Genomic DNA, 17,808 nt, shown 5'->3' with positions numbered 1-17,808 from the left:
GAATATAATTTGGAATGAAAAAGAAGCAGGACAATGGGAGATGAGACCCAATGCCCTGCTTCTCTGTTTATTCGGAACGAACTGTAATATATTTTTGATTGCGACTTTTAGGTTTATCGGGAATAGTCATTTCTAATTGCCCGGATTCTAAAAGCGGATTGATATGCTTCAAAGTGAAGTTTCTTAAATCTTTGAAGCCGCAAAATACTGCAAGCTCTTTCTTGGATTTTGGTGTTGTGCAAAAAGCCAAAATCTGTTTGGATACCGTTGATAGTTCAATAACTTGGTGGGTAACTTGGTGGATAACTTGGTGGGCGTCACCCTCTAAGTTGTAGTTTACATTTTTCAAGATGACTCTGAAATCTGTTGCTGTTGAGGTAAATTCAGGCTTATATGCCGCTATATATCCAGGTAGCTTTTCGGTTTCACTGACGATTTTGCGTAGGCCACTTCCACGGCGTTCCATGTACTTCATGCGGTGGAACAGGTCAGCAATCACAGGGTTTCGTCGCATCGAACGGATACTGTAAATATCGTATTCCTGAATTGAGCCGCCGCCAAACATACCGCCAGGAGATGTGATTTCCACCCGATCATCAAACATATCAATATGGATTTCACTGCCAAGTACAATATAATCACGATGGATAAGCGCATTAACAAGAGCCTCTGTCACAGCTCGTTCCGCATAATCCGGCTTGTCTACCCGATACTGTGCCTCTTTGACAAAACGGACTTTGGAATTATTGCGAATAAATTCACTGCCGCTTTTCAGTAGATAAATCAGATTCCCTTCGTATTCTTTATCGTCCAATGCATCATCAAAGATAGAGCCTTTTTCCAAGCCATTCCACCGGGTACAGAACATACGGGAGTTCTCTCACTGGCTCAATTCGTTTCAAATTTCTCGGACAACTCTGTCAGTTCTTTCACCGTTTCTTGGGTGTGATGCAACAGGGTGTCACGCATTTCTGGCGGACAGCTGGAATAAAGCATTTTCATCTGATTGACACCCTCATCCTCCAGAGAAACATCTGGATTTATAAGTGTATCTAAAGAGATGTGCAGGACCTTTGCCAATGCTCTCAAAATCAAATAGGAAGGATTCATTTTCCCTTTTCGATATTGGCGATTTGCTTTACAGAAACATGGCTCAGATCCGCAAGCTCCTGTTGTGTCAGGTCTTTTTTCTTTCGGGCTTCCAGCATTTTTTGCCCTAAAGCAGTTAAATCATCAATCGGTATAATCGTTCACCTCAATAATATTGTATCGTTCCGGTTTATATGATGGAATGACCTTATTATGCCTGACAAGCTGTACGATTATGCCGATTATATAAAGCTGCGATTGGTGATAAACTTGTATTGTTCGAGACAAAGAACTATAATGTACTCTGTGGAGGTGCATAATGGATTATATGACACTAAAAGAGGCCGCCGAAAAATGGGGCGTGACACCTCGTAGAGTAAATTACTATTGCGCTGCTGGGCGTATCCCTGGCGCTGTAAAGATGGCTGGTGTTTGGCTGATCCCAAAGAACGCAGAAAAGCCGATTGACGGAAGGACAAAACAAGGGAAGGGGTTGCACCATGAATAAAATCCTGATTATAGATGATGACAGAGAACTGTGCGCTTTGATTAAACGTAGCGTACAAGCAGAAAACATAGAAGCTGATTTTTGTAATACCGGAAAAGAGGGCTTACAAAAATTAAGAGAGCAGGAGTATCAGCTTGTGGTGCTGGATGTGATGATGCCTGGTATGGATGGCTTTGAAACGCTGGAAGAAATCCGCAAAGAGAACAGTCTGCCGATTTTGATGTTCACATCTAAAAATGACAGCATTTCTAAAGTACGGGGCTTACGGGCCGGAGCGGACGATTATCTTACAAAACCGTTTGATATGGATGAACTGATTGCTCGTATTGCGTCTCTTATTCGCCGCTACACCCGTTTTAATCAGCAAGCTGGAGCCATACAAAAGCTAAATTTTGACGGATTGCAGATTGACCTTGAAAATCGTTCTGTTACGACGGCAAACGGCACTATTGAACTTCCGCCAAAGGAATTTGATCTGCTCCTGTACTGTGCAAAGCATCAAGGAAAAATTTTGACCAAACAGCAGATTTATGAGGAAGTATGGGGTGAAGAATATTTCTATGATGACAGTAACATTATGGCGATCATCAGTCGGCTTCGTAAAAAATTAGAAGTCAATCCTTCAAGCCCAAAGTATATCCAAACGGTCAAAGGGATTGGCTACCGGTTTAATAAGGAGGTATAGCTGGTATGGAAATCATCGTTTCCTTGTCCATTGTGATTGCTGTTGTGGCTGTATTGACTTCCATCGTTCTCGTTCGGCGTGTAAAAAAACAAATAGCAGAAATGACCGATGTGCTGGTTGATGTGAAAAACGGAAATGGCAATCGGCGTATTCTATCTGCAACAAATGAACTGACAGCACCTCTTGCCTATGAAATCAATGAGATCGTTGTGGCCTATGAAAGCAGACTTTCAACTGTACGGCAGACAGAAGAAACCAACCGCCAACTTATGACGAGCCTTTCCCATGATGTGCGAACGCCCCTTACTACTCTGATTGGGTATCTTGACGCTGCACACAAAGGACTGGTCACAGGAAAAGACCGGGATGATTATATTGAAACCGCCCGCCGGAAAGCCCATGATCTGAAAGAATATATTGATGTACTCTTTGACTGGTTCAAGTTAAATTCAAACGAGTTTGCTTTGGAGATCCAGAGCGTTGAGGCCGCAGAGCTGACAAGAAATATCCTCATTGACTGGATACCGATTTTTGAGGATAAACAGGTTGATTATGACATTGATATTCCTGAACAGCCTGTCCGGGTAAGATTAGATATGGATAGCTATATGAGGATCATCAATAACCTTATTCAAAATGTAATCGCTCATAGCCATGCAGACAAAATTAAAATTTCCCTATCGAAGAAAGAAAACAGCATGGAGCTGTTGCTGGCGGATAATGGAGTGGGAATTGAGAAAGAAGATTTGAAACACATATTTGAACGGCTTTATAAGTGTGATAAAGGACGCTCTGAAAAAGGCAGCGGACTTGGTCTTTCTATTGTCCATCAGCTTGTAGAAAAGATGGGTGGGAGTATAACAGTTGAAAGTTTGCCGGGAAAAGGAACTGAATTTATGTTGCTTTTTCCTTTGGAGAGTTAAGCGGGTTCCCGTCTTTATGGCGGGAGCCTTTGTCATTTTACTGGATTTCAAATTGCAAGGTTAATGCAAGGTTGCGGCAAGGTTAATGCAAGGTTGGCATGATAGAATACCTTACAGAACAGGAGGTTTTGAATATGGATACAAATTATATTATTGAAACAAAAAATCTGACAAAGCAATACGGCTCACAAAAGAGTGTGGCTGACTTAAATATCCATGTGAAGCGTGGGAGAATTTACGGTCTGCTGGGCAGAAACGGAGCCGGAAAAACCACTACCATGAAAATGCTGTTGGGCTTAACGAAGCCGACTTCCGGGGAGGTCAAAATCTGGGGAAAGTCTTTACAGGGGAATGAAAAGAAGCTGTTGCCCCGTATCGGAAGCCTGATTGAGTCCCCCGGTTTTTATCCCAACCTGACCGGCACAGAGAACCTGCGTATCTTTGCTACTCTGCGGGGCGTACCAAACAATCATGCTATCAAAGATGCTCTGGATCTGGTAGGACTGCCCTACAAAGATAAAAAGCTCTTTTCACAGTATTCTCTTGGTATGAAGCAGCGGCTTGCCATCGCCCTTGCCGTTATGCACGATCCGGAGCTTTTGATTTTGGATGAGCCGATCAACGGCCTCGATCCCATCGGTATTGCAGAAGTACGCTCCTTTATTCGGGAGCTTTGCGACGCAAGAGGAAAAACTATTTTGATTTCCAGTCACATTCTTTCGGAGATTTCTTTGCTGGCTGACGATATTGGAATTATCGACCACGGCGCGTTACTGGAAGAAGAAAGCCTTGCTGAGCTGGAGCAAAAAAGCAGTAAGCATATCCGTTTTACGCTTTCGGATACTGCACAGGCGGCAAGAATTTTGGAACGCAATTTCCATGAAAACCATTTTTCCATACAGGACGACCATAATCTGCGCCTGCACAACCTTGATCTGCCTGTGGGTAAAATTGTAACTGCCTTTGTAGAAAACGGATTGGAGGTATCAGAAGCACATACCTGTGAAGAAAGTCTTGAAGATTACTTCAAGCGTGTGACAGGGGGCGAAGGAATTGCTTAAACTAATCAAATGCGAATTTTTGAAATTGAAACGGAAGAAATTTATTCCGCTTATTATTCTGGCTGCTTTCCTGTTTCCAATCCCGCTGACTTATCTGATGACAACGCCCTCTATGATGGAGCGATATACAGATCGGGCAGATGCTTTTGACGGACTATTTAACATGGTGTTGGGATATGGTATCCAGTTTTTACTGCCCTGTATTATTGGAGTGATTGCCGCTATCCTGTTCTTTATGGAACGCGACAACGATACATTCAAAAATCTGCGTACAATTCCCGTAACCAGCACGCAAATGGTGCTTGCAAAGATTATTGTCCTCTTTCTTTTTGGAATTGTTTTTTGTGTGGCTTCTACCATTGCAACAATTCTTTGCGGAATTGGAACATTAGAAGTTTATGGAATTGGTTATAAGCTGTTTTTGGCGGTTGAAACGGGGATCTTCATTACGGCAGGAACACTCCCGTTGATTGTCCTTGTTGTCTTTTTCAGTAAGACCTATGTTTTTTCCATTTTGTTGTGTGTCTTTTACAGCGTTCTGAACATGAGTGCTACGGCATTGTTTGACACACTGCCTAAAACTATGTTATGGCTTCTGCCCACGCCACTGACTACATTTTGGAGTGCGGGAGATATGGCGGCTCATGGAATAAAAATGGACTTGGAGCAAATGACAGGGCTAATTCCCTCAACATTTCAAGTTGTATTCATTCTTGGGATCATGGCATTGGTTTCGTTCTTACTAATTGACAGATTATATAAGCAGAGGGGGGAATAAACATGGTTCGCATTGTAAAAACAGAATTTTATAAATTGAAAAGGTATCATATCCTTTGGGCGGGCGTTGCACTCATGCTCCTATCCGTCCTGCTGACCTTGTTTACCTCTATGGCGAATGATGGTTCCGTTTGGGATTTTGCCTATCTTACAGAACAGGTCATCAAAAACAATATGTCCATGATTTTTCCGATGTGTATCAGCCTAATTGCTGGATATATGATTTCTCGTGAGCAGACGGATGACACATTGAAAAATATTCTGACTGTGCCGATCTCTTTTAAGAAACTGTTGACCGGAAAATTGATTGTGTGCGGCGTATTGTCTATTATTTTCGGGCTGATATGCAGTCTGTTTACAATCATAGCAGAAATGATTGTGGGATTTCCCGGCTTTGAGATTTCCTTAGCTCTAAAAGCAGCCTTGCAGATTACTGCGGTTAATTTCTTTTTATATCTTGCGGTTCTGCCGATTATCGCTCTTACTTGTCGGAGGGCAGGCAGCTTTTTAGTCGGTGTAATCATTGCTTTTGTCTATGGATATGGAGGGATGTTTGCCGCAGGAAATATGACATTAGCAAACCTTTATCCGATTACCGCAAGTCTTGGAATGGTAGGCTACCGTAGCTATGATACCGCAGTCAACTGGAATATCGGAACCTGTTCTTGCAGTCTTGCGCTTGCTGTCGTTATTTCTGCCATCTTGATTTTGTGCATGAAAGAACGAGAAGCAACCCAAACAAAGAAAAAGGCCAAAAAGGTAGCTCCAAAGAAAGGCTGGTGATGATTTTATGAAGAAAATAGTTTTAGCATTAACATTCGTCCTTGTGGGAAGTTTTATGCTTGCTGGCTGTTCAAAAGATGAAATTCTCAATCATTACAATAACATTGTTCAATCTGCGGGCTCCATAGAACTGACAGGGAAATCGTCACTGCAAGGGGAAAAAGAAAAAGGAATTGATGATTATACAGGGACTTATATGGCTGATTATGCGAACTTTTCAGGTACAGAGTATTTGTTCGGAGGAACTTCCATAAAAAGAGAAGCCGGTAAGGAGCTGTCTATTGACTGCGCGCTGGAGGTTACGGAGGGAACTGCAAAAGTATTTTGGATTTCTGGATCTGATGAAGCAGTCACTTTGATTGAAACAACCGGAACTTATAGTGACACAATTACACTTCCTGATGGTGGAAATTATATCGGAATTGAATGCGAGAGTTTCACAGGAAGCATTGAATTAAATATTGAATAACATTCTGCCGGACGACGGCAAAGGAAAAAAAAGATGGATATGATCCCCCGCAATGACTATGGCGAGCGGTGCCAGTTCGATGCTTACTGCAAGCTGGTACTGTACCATGAGGCAATCGACTACCTTCGGGAAATGCAGAGGCGCCGTGATACCGTATCTTATCCCTACTTATAAAGCGTTGCAGAAGTCCCAAAATGCCCGCAAAATAAGAAAAACAGAGGATGTTCAGACACCCTCCGCTTCTTCATTCGGCTTTTCAACTTTTAAGGCCCCGTCAATGGCGCCTTCCACGATAGGCAAATACTGTTCCAGGTAGAGTTTCAACTTCTGTCCGACCCGCTGGCGCAGCTCGCTTTCCTCTCGCATGACCTCTGGATTGAAGATTGAGCAATATATCCGAGCTTAATAGCTTTTGTTATCATCTCAACGGTAGAGCTAACTTGCAATTTTTCAAAAATATGTTGCAAATGATTTGATACTGTTCGTTCACTAATAAAAAGCTGTTCAGCGATTTCGCGGCGCCTAACTCCTGATGCAACCAATTCGAGAACTTTTCTCTCCCCGTCTGTCAGCTCTTCTATAAATACTTCTTCCCGTGGGAAGTGTGTTGCCCCATTTTTGATGGTCAATAAAATGTGCAATAACTCATCTGGTTCTACATCCTTACTGATAAACCCTCTTGCACCGATCCTCTTTGCTTCTTTGCGATAAACAGGAAGATTATAGCCAGAGAGAATGACTATTTTTTGATCTGGAAAACGCTCCAACAAATGTTGTGTGAGCATTAAACCGTCCTCGTCTGTCAGTCCTCCTAAGTTAATGTCAAGGGAAATGAAAAAAGTAAAAGAAAAATTTCTAAAGTTAAATCCTTTTGGGTTACTCAGTTGTATATTAAGTGTAAGGCGTTTTACACATGGAAGGCGGTGACACGGTATCGAAGATTTCATACTAATTAAAAAAATCCAGTCGGGTGACACAGATGCATTTGAGATAATTGTCCGAAAATATTATCAGTCAATTTATCTATTTTGTTGTCGGCGATTGAACGGCGATCCAGATACCGCCGCAGATATTACACAAGATGTTTTCTTGAAATTGTTGGAGAATATTCAATCAGTACGAAAGATCGGGAAATTTCAAAACTACCTGCTAACGATTGCTGTTAATACCTGTAACAATTATACTAAGAAAGCAAAACCCCTGTATATGGATTTAGAAACTCTTGAAGATATAGAAGATACTGATAATGCCTTTGAAAAAATTGAGCTTAACGAACTTAAAGCGCAAATTCAATATGCAATCAACACATTACCGGACTATCAAAAAGAGGTCATCATTTTACGATTTTATTATGATTTGAAAATCCGAGAGATTGCAACCATTACAAAAGCTAGTGTTTCTACTGTAAAATCTAGGCTCCAACAGGGGATTAAAAAACTGGAACGATATTTGGCTGATTTTAGAGGAGGCGATAATGTATGACCCAAAAACAAAATGGTGTATTAGAATGGTTGCAGAGTTGTGAAACGCCTGCTCCATCTGAACCTAAAATTAAAGCAGTAATCGTAGCTGGAAAAAGTTACATGAATAGTTCTGAATTCAATAAAAATTCAATGCGAGATATTATATTGAACCAACTTCAATTTCTGCCGCTTTCTTTCTGGATTGTTCAAATAATACTCACTATATGTGCAGTATTATTAGCATGTATCCTGGGCCAATGGAGGGTTCCATTTTATTATCCATTGACAATCCTTGCAGTTATGGTTCCATTCCTTGCGTTATTAGGTGCAATAGAAATATCTAAAAGCAACATCTATGGTATGTGGGAAATTGAACAGTCTAGTAGAACAACGCTGGTAAAAATTGTAGCAGGTCGTATGCTGATTATTGGAGTAATCAACCTTTTCCTAATAACAGTCATTTTAATTTCAATGGCATATATTTACCAGAAATCAATGATTGAAATGGTGTTGTATGGTTTGATTCCATTTAATATTTCTTGCACTTGTTATCTTTTTATATGTGCGAAAAGCAGGACAAACGATAGCTTGTATCATTTAATCGCTTGTATGATTTTTCTTTCTGGAACATTTTCTCTTGTACTCCATCAGCGATTTATATTTGAAGCGTCTATGTTCTGGGGATGGATTGGATTTTATGTGTTATCTATTATCCTATTAGGGAAAACACTTCAACTGTACTTGAAAAAAGAAAAAATGATTGGAGAATTGATATGGAACTTACAATAAATGATCTTTCAAAAGAATATGGAAGAAAAAAAGCTGTAAATCATTTCAGCGCAAAATTAACAAATGGTGTTTATGGTCTAATCGGGGCAAATGGTGCGGGCAAGACAACTTTGATGCGAATGATTTGCGATGTCCAAACTGAAACGAAAGGAGCCATTTTTTTTAACGGGAAAAACATTCATGATTTGGGCGAGAAATATCGTAATATCTTAGGCTACCTGCCACAAAATTTTGGCTATTATCCTAACTTTACAGCGTATAAATTTTTGATGTATATCTCTGCAATAAAGGGGCTGCCGCCTAAAAAAGCCCATAATCGCACAATGGAGCTGTTGCAGGTTGTTGATCTGCTCACACAGAAAAACGAAAAAATCAAAACTTTTTCCGGCGGTATGAAACAACGCTTGGGAATTGCTCAAGCATTACTAAACGATCCCCGTATTTTGATTTTGGATGAACCTACAGCTGGACTTGACCCGAAAGAGCGGGTGCGGTTTAGGAATCTGATTAGTTCTTTGGCAGAAAATAGAATTGTAATTTTGTCCACTCACATTGTTTCTGATGTTGAATATATCGCAAATGAGATTCTGATTATGAAAAATGGCGAGTTAATTCAACATGGTTCTCCAGAAGAAATTTTGAAGCCGATTGAAAAATGTGTTTGGGAATGTGATGTATCTCGAAAAGAGGCCGAAGAATTAGAATTGAACTATGTAACAGCAAATCTGAAACATAATAATGGTGCAGAACGGCTGAGGATTATTTCTCAAGAAGCACCATGCAGAACCGCTTGGAATGTTGATCCAACATTGGAAGATTTGTATTTATACTATTTTGCGGAGGTATCCGAGCATGAATGAAATGATAAAAGCAGAACGAAATAAAATATGTTCGAGAAAGCAAACACGAATGTTGTTTTTAGCTGGTGTGGTTCTTATCGTTGCCTATTTTTTCTTTTTTCAATTTAATTATCAAAATGTTTTCTATGATTATGACCTTGAAAAAATGGCATTAGCAAGCGGTTTTACAGCCATTGAACAACGGAAGGAAGTAGCAGAAATATTTGAAGGAAAACTCTCTCAAAATACATTACTTACTATGCAAGAAAAAATCGACCAAGCAAAACAAGCAACTGTTGGACAAGATGAAAATTCTGCTTTTTCTGCTGTTCATGTTTATCGTGACCAAGCGGCGATTCTGGAATATTTGACAAATTCTGATGGTAGTTTTAAGTCACTCGAAACAGCATATCCAAATAGTCCAACTGTGACTTTAGGATATTGCGATGGCTGGGATAAGCTATTATCTGGAATGGGGAGCATCTTGTCCATAATGATATGTTTAATTGTTGTAATCACTCTATCTCCTGTTTTCTCAGAAGAGTATGCACTTCATACAGATAGCATTATTTATTCGGCTCGGTATGGCCGAACCAAACTCACAACTTCAAAAATTATAGCGGCCTTGGAAGTTGTAATTGGCACATACCTCTTGTATTTACTGCTAAATTTAGTTCTGTATGGCTGTACCTATGGGTTACAGGGGTGGAATGTAAGCATTCAATCTTCATTACATTATGCTTCTTCAATATATAATTTGACCTTTTTGCAAATGTTCTTTATCTCTGTAATATTGAATATTTTTGGGATTGTAGCCTTGACAACTATTACATTGTTTTTAAGTGCTCAAATGAGTTCTCCTGTTACAGCGCTTATTACTTCTTGCGTCATCTGCTTCTTGCCAGTTGTGTTTGATTTTAATGATAGCCTTCCTGTTTTACAAAAAATGCAGGAAATTTGCCCGATTTTTATGCTTCATACAAACGGTATATTTTCTGATATGAAAACATATTTCGGTATGAGCCAGCCGGTCTTTATGATCATCCTTAATGTTGGATTGATATTCGTATTTTATAGACTAACAAAAAATATATCAAAGAAACATCAAGTTACGGGGTAATTTTGATGAAAGAGACAAGTTGGGTTAGTTGTCCTATATGCCATAATAAAACCCGAATAAAAATACGAATTGACACGGACTTAAGGAATTTCCCCTTGTTCTGTCCAAAATGTAAACAGGAAACGCTCATTCATGTAAAGCAACTGAATATATCCGTTATTAGAGAGCCAGACGCATAGACGCAGAGCCGATAACACGCAGGCTAACATGACTGCTGTTATCGGCTTTTCATATTCTTTTAAACCTGCCCCGCCTAATGGGGAAAGAAAAAAACCGTAGCTGGGCAGGTTGATTTTGTGCGCTTACTCTACTTACTTTGGCGGCGGTTTTGAGAAATCAGAGCCGCCGTTTCTTTGCGTCTACACAAACCAATGACGACTTGCAGGGACACGGTAGCCGATTGGAGGTTATTTTGCCGTGTCTCGTTTGCTTTTTCAAAGCTCACATGATCTACATCAGTTAAAAAAAGCCTTGCCCCTCCTCCGGGCAAGTATAACATTGCATCGGCATTATCGTTCCATGTAATTCAGTATAATAATGGCTGTTCTTGGCGCGCCAGTTTTCCCTCACGGAAATCTGGCGTTTTTTGTTGCCATTTTTTCGGAGATGACCCGGTTGTCTGCCGGTGCCGGTCTCCGCCTCCATTCGATTCACCCGTCAATCACCCGTGAATCGAAATGGAGGTACATAATGAAGAAAATTAACCTTCGGGAACTTTATCCTGATGTTTATACAACAGACTTTTTTGTAGATGTGACAGAGGAAGTTTACAAAATAGAATACTATACCATTGCAAATCAGAAGCAAGCACGGTATAATATAGACAAAAAGACAAAGGCCACCGCAACGGTGCAAAAAATAGATTTTGGCTGTTCCCACAAGGAGCAGATTGAGAATCGTTATCCTCAGTGGCTGAAAACGTTGGTGTGCAGTGCATGGAGGAAGTTATTTGAATAAGGCGAAAGGTCGCAGAAATGCGGCTTTTTCTAAACACACGAGTTAGCCGAACCTAACTTGCGGATATGCGCGTGCTGGTTAGAACAGTCTAATTATAAAAGGTGAGACAACAATGCAAGATCACGAGAATTTCTGGGACAGAAATGCAGGTCTGTATGACTGCTTTATGCGAAAAGACAGGGCAGCATACGAAAAAATATATGAGCTGATCCGTCCGGTCGTGAAAGACAAAACAGTGCTGGAGTTGGCTACAGGAACGGGACTGATCGCCAAGCACATCGTAAAAGTAGCGGCACGCATTGAGGCGACGGATGCCTCTCCAAAAATGATTGCAGAAGCCAAGCGGGGAAATTGTTCTGCGAAGCTGCATTTTTCCGTGCAGGATATGTTTTCTTTGCCATACGCAGGCAATTCATTTGATGTGGTAATCGTATCCAACGCATTGCACATCGTGCCGCAACCAGAGAAATCACTGCGAGAGATCAAACGGGTGCTGAAGGACGATGGTGTGTTGATCGCGCCAACCTTTACTCACGCGGAAAATTCACTTAGAGGAAGGATCAAAGCCTATTTTATGAGATTGGCAGGATTCCCTCTGCATAGCAGGTGGACGAGTGAGGAGTATCTGAGCTTTCTGAGGCAGAACGGGTGGAGTGTGCGAAAAAGTGCTGTGCTGAAAGCGTCCTTCCCGCTGACCTATGCCGAATGTGTGAAATCGGAGGTGTGATATGTCATTCTTTGAAAACACCCGAAAACCCGTAGGACTAGGCGGGAAGATCATGGTTGCCATGATGAACTTCGGACACAGCGCAATGGCAGCGTGGGGACTTCAATTTTTGCAGCCTGCCCCGGATGCCATGGTGCTGGACTGCGGCTGCGGCGGTGGAGCGAACATTAAAACGCTGTTGAAACTGTGTCCCAAAGGCAGGGTGCAGGGCATCGACTACTCAGCCGTCAGCGTGGAAAAAGCGCGAAAAGTCAATGCCAGAGCCATTGCGGCAGGACGGTGCAACGTGCAACAGGCAAGCGTGACAGAGCTGCCGTTTGAAGCGGAGCAGTTTGATGTGGCGACCGCCTTTGAAACGGTCTACTTCTGGCCGGAGCTTGCACAGAATTTCAGAGAGGTCTATCGGGTGCTGAAGCCCGGCGGGATCTTTTTCATCTGCAATGAAGCAAACGGCGAAACAGCAAAAGATGACAAATGGACACAAATTATCAATGGTATGACCATCTACACGGACACTGCACTGAAAGCATATCTGGAGCAAGCAGGATTTTGTAGGATCAAGAGCCACAAAAACAAAAAGGGGTGGCTGTGCGTTACAGCGCGGAAATGAGAGGAAAAAAAGCCATGAGCATTTTTGCATCCATCCTACGGGCAGTGTATAGACTCTCCGGAGTGAAAAAGTCTTTCACGCTGCCAGAGAACGAACTGCGAAAGGAAATTGAAAAGCAGAACAGACATCGCGGCGTTTTTACGCCGACCGACCACAAGGCATATTACGAGATGGATGTTGCACCTTACGAAAACAGCAAGCCCATCTATTATGAATTTACGGCGTGGACGGCTGCCGATGCGACTATACCATCTGCGGCGATAAGGATCCATACGTAAAGGAACATCCCGAATACCGGGATGAAAACGGATACAGGAGGAATAAGTAATGCTTTTACAGGTGATTCTGGAAGGTCTTGGGTTGGGGGCTTTGCTGGCTCTTGTCTGTGCTGTGGGCATCCGCAAGGGGGCTGTTGGGATGGTGCATCTCTACAGCCCGGCAGTGCAGCAGCGGTGCGTGAAGCTGGGACTTACGACACACGAGAAAATCAAGCGCAATTCTCAACTTTTCAAAGCTGTTTGCATTCCCGGCTATATTGGTTATGTGCTGGTCTGTGTCTATGGGATAAACGGTGCGAAAGGCTTTGCGGCGGGCTTCTGGCAGCTGCTTGTCATCTTGTCCGTTATGAATCTCATTGACCGCTTTTTGATCGATGGCTACTGGGTGGGGCACACGAACGCATGGACGATTCCCGGAACAGAAGATCTGAAGCCCTACATTACTGCAAAAGACAAGCAGAAAAAGTGGCTTTTCGGCACGGTGGGTATGGCAGGTATAGCAGCGGTGCTGGCGGTCCTTATGACGGCTTTTATTCACTGAGGAAAGGAGAGACAATGAAGTTTAAGACATTGGGAAATCGGAATGCTCCCGCTGTTTTGTTTTTTCTTGCAAGGGTCGGTGACGGCATGATGAAAATACAGATCGTGTAGATCGGATTTGGAGGCAAGCAATGAAAATGAGCAAAGAAAAACGAGCACTCATCGCAGGTATGATTGGATGCCTTTTATATGTGATCGGCGACTTTTTATTTGCGGCGACCGGGAAAAGCCAAAGCACAGAATCCATTGGGCTGATGGTCAAGGTCGCCTATCTTGATATGGCAACATGGCGCATGGTGGTCAGCATCATCTGCGGTGTTCTCGGAACGGCACTCTATTACATCGGTTTTCACCAGATGTGGAAGCTTTTGAAGCAACGCCTCACCCAACCGAAGCAGCAGAAATGGGTCAAGCTGTTTCAAATCGCCTATCTCACCGGCACGGTCTGCTGGGGCTATGTTCATGCTATGTTCATGAATGTGGCGCTGATCTTCAAGTTTACCTTTGAGAAATACGGCGATATGCAGGCAGCAGCTGAAATTGCCAACAAGGTGTTTTACTGCAACGCCGCGCCGCTGCTGGCAGCATATATCCTGTGTGATGTACTTCTTTCCGTCGTGATGCTCGTTATGATCTGGAAAAGGATGCTCCCGCTGAAAAACACAGCACAGCGGATATTGGCATCCTTCTGCAACCCCATCGTTTTTACGGGGATTGTGGGAAATCTCTTCACGCTTCTGCCGTGGCCGCTGGATCAGATCGATCACGGCACGGAATCCGCCGGACACCTGCTGGTTTTGATATTGGGGCTGGTGTTGCTGCGGGAGAAGGCAAAATGCGTAGAATGTAAGGAGGCAGTGCAATGAAATACATGGGTATGCCAATGGGAATGTGGGCGTTGTTTGCAGGCTCATTCCAAAAGCAGTTGACGGCGGTGTTCGGCTATGATGCCGATGCGGCACAAGCGATCACGAAAAAAGCAAAGCCGAAGTACAAAGCAATCATTGCAGACCTGCCGGAGTTTGAAAAATCGGACCGCTTCAAGATGAACATCGTCAACTGCGCAATGCTCGGCGCGTTCATTCTCTCCATGCCGCAGCGCCCGGCGGTAGACCGCCTGACGGATTACTACGCAAAGGCGATGATGACAGCGCCCATGCAGTGGTTCTGCCGTAAGAGCGGAAAAAGCAAGTTCACCGCAAAGGATATCGCTGCCATGAAAGCCACTGCCGCACTGAAAGCCGCCGACCGCAACCCCTATTCGTGGAACATGGAGTTTTACGAATACCCGGATGGCAGCGGCTACGAGGGACGCTTTACCAAGTGCGGCATCTGTGTGCTGATGAAGGAGCTGGGGCTGTACGACCTGACCCCTGCTTTGTGCCGTCTGGACTACACCATGAGCGAAGCGGGCGGCGTGACAAATTTTGTGCGGCAGTACACCCTTGCCTCCGGCGGGCCCTACTGCGACTGCGGATACAAAAAGAAAGGGTAACGGACGATGAAGAGGAAGGAAACCTATCTTTCCCGTGATTTCCGGGAGACTGCGGCACAGCGCTTTCCCGCGCGGGCAAAGGAACTGAACACCGCTTTCGATATGCGCCTGAGTGCGCTGCTGGCTGAAAATGCAGATGCAAGCAAGGAAAAGCAATACCACCTCAAGCGGCAGATCTTGCCGGGCATTGCGGCCTACGAGACCTTGCAGCGGGTCATGCCGAAAGAGGAGGCACTGCAAACCGTTCACGACTATGTGGAGCGCTTGGCGAGAACGAGCCACAAACAGCTTGCCGCCCTGCTGCACATACCGGGGCTTTACCGCCTTGTTCCCGGCGTTTTTGTCAAATCCACCCGGAGCGTTTTCGGCCCGGCGGCGGGCTTTGCCCCAAAAGAACTGCAGACCGGTAACGGCGTCTGGCGTGTGGATATGATGAAGTGTCCCTATCATGACACCTGCACAGAATACGGCTGCCCGGAGCTGTGCCGCTGCTTTTGCGACAGTGATGACATCAGCTATACCGGGCTGCATCCGAAGCTGATCTGGGAGAGAAGCATGACGCTGGGGCGCGGAAATGATCGCTGCGATTTCTGCATGAAGGTCAGATAATAGTGGGCGGCATATTGGTATGCCGCAAAAGCAGTATCGGACATGAAGCGCCTTCTGCAGTTTGGTATCGTTATCAAGCGGGGAGGGGCTTCCCTGCAAGACCGCATGGACAAGGAAAGGAAGCCCTACATTTTCGTTGGGCTTGTCTGTGTGCGAGAGAAATATCAGCGGCAGGGCTATATGCGAAAGGTGCTGGATATTGCCTTTGCCGAGGGCGACCGGCTGGGCATGCCGGTGATTCTGGAAACGGATGCAAAAAACAAGTTCTGGTGCAGTGTGGGTGTAATGCTCATGTTGCATCGGGCTTTTTTTGCGTAAAAATAATATTTGATAATGTTGATTTTCAACTGTTTTTAACTCAAATATTGTATCTTAACTCAAAAAGAGTTAAGATTGGAGGCGAACAGGAACTATCTACAAGTCAAGCCGCGAAAGACTTGGAACTGACACCTACTTCTATATCAAGGGCATCGAAACAGCTTGAAGAAATGGGATTGCTGCATATAAAGAAAGAAGGTGTGCCGCAGTTTTATCGGTTTAGTCACCCAATTACAAATCAGTATCCTGTGATGATTGAACTTTTCACGCGAAAGCTGGATGCCATCCAACTTCCAGAAGATGCAGATGAACGAGTTGAAGAAGCCATGGAAGAATGCTGAAGGAACTATGGAGGAATAGGATCATGTCAAAAGATGAGTATTTAATAACCGATGCGCCGCTGAAAGCGCTGACGGTTTTTGCAATGCCGATGATTCTCGGCAGCTTTTTTCAGCAGGTATACAATATGGCTGACTCCATTATCGTCGGTCAGTTTGTGGGTTCCTCTGCACTGGCAGCGGTGGGTGCCTGTGCAGCCCTGACGAATGTTTTCATTTGTGTGGCACTGGGTGCCGGTGTCGGTGCTGGTGTGCTTGTGAGCCGCTATTTCGGTGCCAAAGAGTATGGCAAAATGAAAACCATTGTGTCTACATCACTGATCAGCTTTTTACTTCTGAGCATCATCCTTGGTGTCTTTGGCTTTTGCTTTTCCCATGCGATGATGAGCGGGTTACAGACCCCTGCCGATATTCTGGAGGAAGCGGTACTGTACTTGCGGGTCTATTTTGTGGGCTTTCCGTTTTTGTTCATGTACAATATTCTCTCCACCATGTTCACTTCCATCGGTGAATCAAAAATTCCGCTGGGGCTGCTGATCTTTTCATCCATCCTGAATATTGTGATGGATCTTTGGATGGTAGCCGGTCTGGGACTTGGCGTATTCGGTGCGGCGCTTGCAACTCTGATTGCCCAGGGTATTTCCGCTGTTTTTTCACTTTTGATTTTCTTATACCGGATGCGGCGATACCAAAGCCCGTTTCAGTGGTTTGATGGGCGCAAGCTGCGCTCGATGCTTCGGATCGCTGTACCCTCGGTTCTGCAGCAGTCTACCGTGTCGATCGGTATGATGATCGTACAGGCAGTGGTAAATCCTTTCGGCACACAGGCTCTTGCAGGATATTCGGCGACGATGCGGGTGGAGAATGTTTTCTCCCTGATCTTCGTGTCCATCGGTAATGCAGTTTCGCCGTATGTTTCCCAGAACCTTGGGGCAGGCAAAACCGAGCGTATCAAAAAAGGTTATCATGCGGCATTGGTGTTGGACGTGTGTTTTGCGGCGGTTGCCTTTCTTGTCATTGAAACGCTGCACACGCAGATTTCCGCACTATTTCTTGGAAAAGACGGAACAGCGCTGGCTTATCAGGTGTCCGGAGATTATATGAGATGGATCGGTTACTTCTTTATCTTTATGGGGATTAAAATGGCGACCGATGGAGTTCTTCGCGGACTCGGCATCATGCGGCCATTCCTCATTGCCAATATGGTAAACCTTGCGATCCGCCTGTCTGTGGCTTTGATCTGTGCACCGCGTTTTGGCATCGCCTTTGTCTGGCTTGCCGTGCCGGCCGGCTGGCTTGCCAACTTCCTGGTTTCCTATGCGGCACTCAGAAAATCCTGGCCGGGCGAGAAAGTGGAGCCATCCCGAATATTTTCATAATCCTTGAAAATGTCCTTGAAATATGTCATCATTAGTTCATGGAATGCAAAA

General features: G+C 44.0%; 23 protein-coding genes and 4 pseudogenes. 23 read left to right on the top strand and 4 right to left on the bottom strand.

Annotation, left to right across the window (positions count from 1 at the left end):
• Positions 1-67: 67 nt before the first annotated feature.
• Positions 68-877 (bottom strand): annotated as a pseudogene (locus tag DWZ61_RS05865) (ATP-binding protein); the annotation flags it as partial.
• 11 nt (positions 878-888) lie between these two features.
• Positions 889-1,244, bottom strand: a pseudogene (locus DWZ61_RS05860) (helix-turn-helix transcriptional regulator).
• 164 nt (positions 1,245-1,408) lie between these two features.
• Here DWZ61_RS05860 and DWZ61_RS05855 point away from each other — a divergent pair.
• From DWZ61_RS05855 to DWZ61_RS05820, 8 genes are all read left to right on the top strand, one after another.
• The gene (locus DWZ61_RS05855) at positions 1,409-1,597 is read left to right on the top strand and encodes a helix-turn-helix domain-containing protein (RefSeq protein ID WP_002596317.1); all 189 of its coding nucleotides are present in this window, start codon (positions 1,409-1,411) and stop codon (positions 1,595-1,597) included.
• Entirely contained in the window at positions 1,590-2,282 is a 693-nt protein-coding gene (locus tag DWZ61_RS05850; protein ID WP_118537772.1) for a response regulator transcription factor, read from the top strand. The genes DWZ61_RS05855 and DWZ61_RS05850 overlap by 8 nt, the downstream gene beginning before the upstream one ends.
• Positions 2,283-2,287: 5 nt before the next feature.
• Positions 2,288-3,205, top strand: coding sequence for a HAMP domain-containing sensor histidine kinase (locus DWZ61_RS05845; RefSeq protein WP_118537771.1), 918 nt, complete (start codon positions 2,288-2,290; stop codon positions 3,203-3,205).
• A 134-nt stretch (positions 3,206-3,339) separates the two neighbouring features.
• Positions 3,340-4,266, top strand: coding sequence for an ABC transporter ATP-binding protein (locus DWZ61_RS05840; protein WP_007860248.1), 927 nt, complete (start codon positions 3,340-3,342; stop codon positions 4,264-4,266).
• Entirely contained in the window at positions 4,259-5,044 is a 786-nt protein-coding gene (locus DWZ61_RS05835; RefSeq protein ID WP_012816192.1) for an ABC transporter permease, read from the top strand. Before DWZ61_RS05840 ends, DWZ61_RS05835 begins: the two co-directional genes overlap by 8 nt.
• A 2-nt stretch (positions 5,045-5,046) precedes the next feature.
• Positions 5,047-5,826: an ABC transporter permease gene (locus DWZ61_RS05830; protein ID WP_002594767.1), complete on the top strand. Its 780-nt coding sequence runs from the start codon at positions 5,047-5,049 to the stop codon at positions 5,824-5,826.
• A gap of 7 nt (positions 5,827-5,833) precedes the next feature.
• Complete coding sequence (locus tag DWZ61_RS05825) at positions 5,834-6,295, top strand: hypothetical protein (protein ID WP_118537770.1); 462 nt, start codon at positions 5,834-5,836, stop codon at positions 6,293-6,295.
• 33 nt (positions 6,296-6,328) lie between these two features.
• Positions 6,329-6,469: a hypothetical protein gene (locus DWZ61_RS05820; RefSeq protein WP_243026361.1), complete on the top strand. Its 141-nt coding sequence runs from the start codon at positions 6,329-6,331 to the stop codon at positions 6,467-6,469.
• Between the two features lie 51 nt (positions 6,470-6,520).
• Here DWZ61_RS05820 and DWZ61_RS20150 read toward each other — a convergent pair.
• A pseudogene (locus DWZ61_RS20150) lies at positions 6,521-6,676 on the bottom strand (XRE family transcriptional regulator); the annotation flags it as partial.
• Positions 6,616-7,242: a response regulator transcription factor gene (locus DWZ61_RS05810; RefSeq protein WP_118537769.1), complete on the bottom strand. Its 627-nt coding sequence runs from the start codon at positions 7,240-7,242 to the stop codon at positions 6,616-6,618. The gene DWZ61_RS05810 and the pseudogene DWZ61_RS20150, both read right to left, overlap by 61 nt.
• Between DWZ61_RS05810 and DWZ61_RS05805 the strand changes: the two genes are divergently transcribed.
• The 15 genes and pseudogenes from DWZ61_RS05805 to DWZ61_RS05725 all read left to right on the top strand — a co-directional run bounded on the left by DWZ61_RS05805 (position 7,229) and on the right by DWZ61_RS05725 (position 17,757).
• Positions 7,229-7,777, top strand: coding sequence for an RNA polymerase sigma factor (locus DWZ61_RS05805; RefSeq protein WP_031276249.1), 549 nt, complete (start codon positions 7,229-7,231; stop codon positions 7,775-7,777). The two genes, DWZ61_RS05810 and DWZ61_RS05805, sit on opposite strands and share 14 nt — an antisense overlap.
• Positions 7,774-8,547, top strand: a complete 774-nt coding sequence (locus DWZ61_RS05800) for a hypothetical protein (protein WP_016300379.1) — start codon at positions 7,774-7,776, stop codon at positions 8,545-8,547. The genes DWZ61_RS05805 and DWZ61_RS05800 overlap by 4 nt, the downstream gene beginning before the upstream one ends.
• Positions 8,532-9,407, top strand: a complete 876-nt coding sequence (locus DWZ61_RS05795; protein ID WP_118537768.1) for an ABC transporter ATP-binding protein — start codon at positions 8,532-8,534, stop codon at positions 9,405-9,407. The genes DWZ61_RS05800 and DWZ61_RS05795 overlap by 16 nt, the downstream gene beginning before the upstream one ends.
• A complete protein-coding gene (locus tag DWZ61_RS05790; RefSeq protein ID WP_016300381.1) occupies positions 9,400-10,506 on the top strand; it encodes a hypothetical protein in 1,107 nt (368 codons plus the stop codon). Before DWZ61_RS05795 ends, DWZ61_RS05790 begins: the two co-directional genes overlap by 8 nt.
• Positions 10,507-10,511: 5 nt before the next feature.
• Positions 10,512-10,685 carry a cysteine-rich KTR domain-containing protein gene (locus tag DWZ61_RS05785; RefSeq protein ID WP_118537767.1) on the top strand — a complete coding sequence of 58 codons (174 nt, stop codon included), beginning with the start codon at positions 10,512-10,514 and terminating at the stop codon, positions 10,683-10,685.
• A gap of 511 nt (positions 10,686-11,196) precedes the next feature.
• Positions 11,197-11,274 (top strand): annotated as a pseudogene (locus tag DWZ61_RS05770) (sigma-70 family RNA polymerase sigma factor); the annotation flags it as partial.
• 301 nt (positions 11,275-11,575) lie between these two features.
• Positions 11,576-12,190: a class I SAM-dependent methyltransferase gene (locus tag DWZ61_RS05765; RefSeq protein WP_118537764.1), complete on the top strand. Its 615-nt coding sequence runs from the start codon at positions 11,576-11,578 to the stop codon at positions 12,188-12,190.
• Between the two features lies 1 nt (position 12,191).
• On the top strand, positions 12,192-12,800 hold the full coding sequence (locus DWZ61_RS05760; protein ID WP_118537763.1) for a class I SAM-dependent methyltransferase: 609 nt from the start codon (positions 12,192-12,194) through the stop codon (positions 12,798-12,800).
• A 14-nt stretch (positions 12,801-12,814) separates the two neighbouring features.
• Entirely contained in the window at positions 12,815-13,078 is a 264-nt protein-coding gene (locus DWZ61_RS19685) for a hypothetical protein (protein WP_172594651.1), read from the top strand.
• A 49-nt stretch (positions 13,079-13,127) separates the two neighbouring features.
• Complete coding sequence (locus DWZ61_RS05755; protein ID WP_118504823.1) at positions 13,128-13,619, top strand: hypothetical protein; 492 nt, start codon at positions 13,128-13,130, stop codon at positions 13,617-13,619.
• Between the two features lie 130 nt (positions 13,620-13,749).
• Complete coding sequence (locus DWZ61_RS05750; protein WP_118537762.1) at positions 13,750-14,484, top strand: DUF6796 family protein; 735 nt, start codon at positions 13,750-13,752, stop codon at positions 14,482-14,484.
• On the top strand, positions 14,481-15,113 hold the full coding sequence (locus tag DWZ61_RS05745; protein WP_117465491.1) for an L-2-amino-thiazoline-4-carboxylic acid hydrolase: 633 nt from the start codon (positions 14,481-14,483) through the stop codon (positions 15,111-15,113). Before DWZ61_RS05750 ends, DWZ61_RS05745 begins: the two co-directional genes overlap by 4 nt.
• Before the next feature lie 6 nt (positions 15,114-15,119).
• The gene (locus tag DWZ61_RS05740; RefSeq protein WP_117465492.1) at positions 15,120-15,722 is read left to right on the top strand and encodes an L-2-amino-thiazoline-4-carboxylic acid hydrolase; all 603 of its coding nucleotides are present in this window, start codon (positions 15,120-15,122) and stop codon (positions 15,720-15,722) included.
• A 2-nt stretch (positions 15,723-15,724) separates the two neighbouring features.
• Positions 15,725-16,381: a helix-turn-helix domain-containing protein gene (locus DWZ61_RS20145; protein WP_243026359.1), complete on the top strand. Its 657-nt coding sequence runs from the start codon at positions 15,725-15,727 to the stop codon at positions 16,379-16,381.
• A 23-nt stretch (positions 16,382-16,404) separates the two neighbouring features.
• Complete coding sequence (locus DWZ61_RS05725) at positions 16,405-17,757, top strand: MATE family efflux transporter (protein ID WP_118537761.1); 1,353 nt, start codon at positions 16,405-16,407, stop codon at positions 17,755-17,757.
• Positions 17,758-17,808 lie beyond the last annotated feature (51 nt).

Source organism: Clostridium sp. AF34-10BH (genome assembly GCF_003478095.1).
GTDB classification, from domain to species: domain Bacteria; phylum Bacillota; class Clostridia; order Lachnospirales; family Lachnospiraceae; genus Acetatifactor; species Acetatifactor acetigignens.
Note: the sequence above shows the minus strand (reverse complement) of the source record. Positions and strands in the feature narration are given on the sequence as shown.